This window comes from Parasphingorhabdus sp. (assembly GCF_041748495.1).
Lineage (GTDB): Bacteria > Pseudomonadota > Alphaproteobacteria > Sphingomonadales > Sphingomonadaceae > Parasphingorhabdus.
In genome coordinates this window covers 1-4,071 of record NZ_JBGTDD010000030.1, presented here as the reverse complement: position 1 = coordinate 4,071, position 4,071 = coordinate 1, and the positions used below count along the sequence as shown (strand labels likewise).

4 protein-coding genes are annotated in these 4,071 nt (G+C 55.6%); 1 reads left to right on the top strand and 3 read right to left on the bottom strand.

Translation table 11 applies throughout. The annotated features are described in order from the left end of the window. Positions 1–33: 33 nt before the first annotated feature. From ACEW8J_RS02400 to typA, 3 genes are all read right to left on the bottom strand, one after another. Positions 34–351, bottom strand: a complete 318-nt coding sequence (locus ACEW8J_RS02400) for a DUF3297 family protein (protein ID WP_373490031.1) — start codon at positions 349–351, stop codon at positions 34–36. An 85-nt stretch (positions 352–436) separates the two neighbouring features. After that, complete coding sequence (locus tag ACEW8J_RS02395; RefSeq protein ID WP_373490032.1) at positions 437–808, bottom strand: DUF805 domain-containing protein; 372 nt, start codon at positions 806–808, stop codon at positions 437–439. Positions 809–878: 70 nt separating this feature from the next. Then, positions 879–2,696 carry a translational GTPase TypA gene (gene typA, locus ACEW8J_RS02390; RefSeq protein ID WP_373490030.1) on the bottom strand — a complete coding sequence of 606 codons (1,818 nt, stop codon included), beginning with the start codon at positions 2,694–2,696 and terminating at the stop codon, positions 879–881. A gap of 140 nt (positions 2,697–2,836) precedes the next feature. Between typA and ACEW8J_RS02385 the strand changes: the two genes are divergently transcribed. Then, positions 2,837–3,808: a bile acid:sodium symporter family protein gene (locus ACEW8J_RS02385; RefSeq protein ID WP_373490029.1), complete on the top strand. Its 972-nt coding sequence runs from the start codon at positions 2,837–2,839 to the stop codon at positions 3,806–3,808. The last annotated feature ends 263 nt before the right edge of the window (positions 3,809–4,071 follow it).

Genomic DNA, 4,071 nt, shown 5'->3' with positions numbered 1-4,071 from the left:
TCCAGACAATCTTGCCGCGGAAATCGTCGGTCATTAGCCGTCCTTGCTGTTCTTCGGAGCGTCGTCGCCCAGATCTTCAAACCAGGCTTCCACTTCACCGTTCAGTTTGATCAGCAGCGGATTGCCCTTGCGGTCCATGGTCTTGCCTGCCTGAACCTTCACCCAGCCCTCGGGAATGGAATATTCCTCGATATTATGCTTGCGGGTGCCACGAAAATTGATCCCGATACCGCGGGTCAGTAAATCGCCTCCGAAATGTGGGCTGTTTGGGTTGATTGCGAGGCGGTCTGGCGGGACATCCGGACCGGATGCTGCTGAATTGGCCTGATCGGGCTGTTGGTCTTCGGTCATCGCTATAAGCTCCTGATGGTTTGAAGCGCATTGCCACAACCATCCGCATAATCAACCCCTGCCGATGCTGTCGGCAGCAAAACCGTCAACTGAAAATCTCGCCGATGTCCTGATATAATTTCGGATCTGGACCATAAGCATTGTCCCCGTGATCTCCATCGGTAACGAAGAAAACGATCAACAGTATCCAGCCAATGATTATCACAAAGAACAGCAGCAACCACCAACCTGATCGGCCGACATCATGCAGGCGCCTTACACCGACAGCAAGGCTGGGAATGAGCAGCGCAACATTGGTTAAAATGGAAAGAGGACCATTGTCATCGAATTCGAGACCGAAGGCCAGAGTATCGAACAAGGCAGTGCCTAACCCGAGCAGGACAGTGAACAGGAAAAACATCCAATATTCCCTGCGCCGGGATCGGCCACCGAATTCGGCATAACGCCGCAGGGGCATCACCATCCATTTCATGAAATGTTCCTCTCAAGCCGCTATCGGATTGAGATTAGGCGAAAAAATCAGATGGTCAAGCTGCTGCTGCCTGCCGCGATGCCTTCTTGCGATCATTCGGATCGAGATAGCGCTTGCGCAGCCGAATATTCTTCGGGGTGACCTCGACCAGTTCGTCATTGTCGATATAGGCAATGGCCTGTTCCAGCGTCATCACCTTTGGCGTCGTCAGCCGGATCGCGTCTTCCTTGCCCGACACCCGGAAGTTGGTCAGCGCCTTGGACTTCATTGGATTGACATCGAGATCGCCGGGCTTGGCGTTTTCACCGATGATCATGCCTTCGTACACCGGGGTCTGCGCGCCAATGAACAATACGCCGCGTTCCTCCAGCATGTTCAGTGCATAGGCGGCCGTGTTGCCGGTGCCGTTTGAAACCAGCACACCTACCGGCCGGCCTTCGATCACGCCTTTATAATCGTCATATTTTTCGAACAGGCGGTTCATCAGACCGGTGCCGCGTGTGTCGGACAGGAATTCGCCATGATAGCCGATCAATCCGCGCGATGGTGCGGAGAAGGTCAAACGGGTCTTGCCGGCGCCGGAGGGGCGCTGCTCGGTCAGTTCCGCCTTGCGGCGCTGCATCTTGGACACCACGGTGCTGGCATATTCGTCATCAACATCGATAACGACGGTTTCATAAGGTTCCTGCCGCTTGCCATTTTCTTCGCGATAAAGCACGCGGGGACGGGATATGCCCAGTTCAAAGCCTTCGCGGCGCATCGTTTCAATCAGCACGCCCAATTGCAATTCGCCGCGACCGGCGACTTCGAAACTGTCCTTGTCTTCGCTTTCGGTCACCTTGATTGCGACATTGGATTCCGCTTCGCGCGCCAGTCGGTCGCGGATCACGCGGCTGGTGACCTTGTCGCCTTCGCGGCCTGCTACCGGACTGTCATTCACTGCGAAACGCATCGAGAGCGTTGGCGGGTCAATTGGCTGTGCGGCGATCGGTTCGGTAACGGAAATATCGCATATCGTGTTAGAAACAGTCGCCTTTGTCAGGCCAGCCAGAGATATGATATCACCGGCCTTGGCGCTTTCCACCGGCACACGTTCCAGGCCGTTAAACGCCATGATCTTGGTCGCTCGACCGGTTTCGATCACTTTTCCGTCCATATCGATGGCGTGGATCGGCATGTTGATGTCGATTTTTCCGCTTTCGACCTTACCGGTCAGAATACGCCCAACAAAATTGTCGCGATCGAGCAAGGTTACCAGAAACTTGAATTCCGCATCCGGATTCACGTCTGGCTCTGGCACATGGTCAATGATCTTGTCGAACAGCGGCGAGAGGTCGCCTTCGCGCACTTCAGGCGTTTCGCCGGCATAGCCGTTGCGACCGCTGGCAAAGAGCGTCGGAAAATCGAGCTGCTCGTCGTTGGCATCGAGATTGACGAAAAGGTCGAACACTTCGTCGAGCACTTCTTCTGCTCGGCCATCCGGACGGTCAATCTTGTTGACGACAACGATCGGCTTCAGTCCGAGAGCAAGGGCCTTGCCGGTGACGAACTTGGTTTGCGGCATAGCCCCTTCCGCGCTGTCGACGAGCAGAATCACGCCATCAACCATCGACAATATGCGTTCCACTTCACCACCAAAGTCGGCATGGCCAGGGGTATCGACAATATTGATCCGCGTGCCCTTCCAATCGACGCTGGTGCATTTTGCCAGAATCGTGATGCCGCGCTCTTTTTCCAGATCGTTCGAATCCATCGCCCGTTCTTCGACACGTTCATTGTCGCGAAATGTGCCGGACTGGCGGAAAAGCTGGTCAACGAGCGTAGTCTTACCGTGATCGACGTGCGCAATGATTGCGATATTGCGAAGGGACATATCAAATTCTACCGTTAGAAGAGGAAAGGGCGGCCATAAGCAAAGCCCCGTTGTTGCCGCGCCCTTAGCCTGTTTGGTGCTGCACCGCAACATCAGAAAGCTTGCCAAATCATAGAAGGGCATCCATTTGGCGCAACAGTATGCAAACCCTTCGCCTGATCCTCACCGACAAGTTTATCTGGTTGCTCAGCGGAGCGGTTCTCCTGGCAACGCTCGTACCGGTGCAGGGGTCAGCAAAGGATATTGCCGGAATATTGTTCAATGCCGGGATTTTTGCGGTATTCCTGCTCCATGGCATCCGCCTGGAACGTGAGGAAGTGAAGGCCGGGCTTGGCAATATCCGGTTGCAGGGAACGATATTCATCTGGGTATTCGGTGTGATGTTGATTGTCGGCCTGTTGCTTTCGAAATTTCTGGTCCAGCGTCTCCCCGCTGATGTGGCGCTGGGCTTCCTGTTTCTGGCGGTGCTGCCGACCACGGTGCAATCGGCGACCAGCTATTGCGCTATAGCCAGAGGAAATGTGGCGGCCTCCGTCGTCGCAAGTGCATTGATAAACCTGGTCGGTGTGTTTCTGTCACCGCTCCTGTTCGCATTGCTCGCGCAAGCGGCTGGTGTCCAGATCACGTCGGAAACCATCATCAAGCTCGCCGGTATATTGGTACTGCCGTTTGTTCTCGGGCAAGTCTTCCAGAACTGGTTGCGACCATGGGTGATGCGGCATAAGGACCTGACCGGCTGGATCGATCGGGGCGCGATCGCGCTGGCAGTCTATGTATCTTTTTCCGCAGCGATCATTGCCGGTATGTGGAGCCGGGTGAGCGGTACCGAATTCGTCTGGCTGGCCGCAGCATTGTTGCTCTGGCTGGGACTGGCATTTGGCGGGACCTGGCTGCTCGGCAGCTGGATGGGCTTCGTGCGCGCAGACCGCAAGACCCTGCTATTCTCCGGTGCGCAAAAAAGCGTCGCGATCGGCGCGCCGCTGGCAGCGATCATCTTCGTACCCGAGCGCGCCGGTCTGGTGATTCTGCCGCTGATTTTCTATCATCTTGCGCAGCTATTTCTCTCCGCCCCCATCGCTGTGCGATTGGCCGGAGACAAAATGTCTGATTAGACCGAGAGAATCCGTTGGTTCCGAGCCAGTCGAATAACATTTCAAGGCGACATGTGCGTTTCGACGGGTTCGGTGCTAAAGGTCCGGCCTATAATTCCCTTAGCGCTCTGGCCGGTTTTGCGGACAGTACCGGGATCGAACCGAGCAAGCCGATCCCCAAGGTCACAATCGCACCGATGGCCAGGGTCAACAGGACAGCGGCCCAGTCCGGTTGCCAGGTAAATTCGAAAACCTGGGTGATCACAAACCAGCCTGCAAACAGG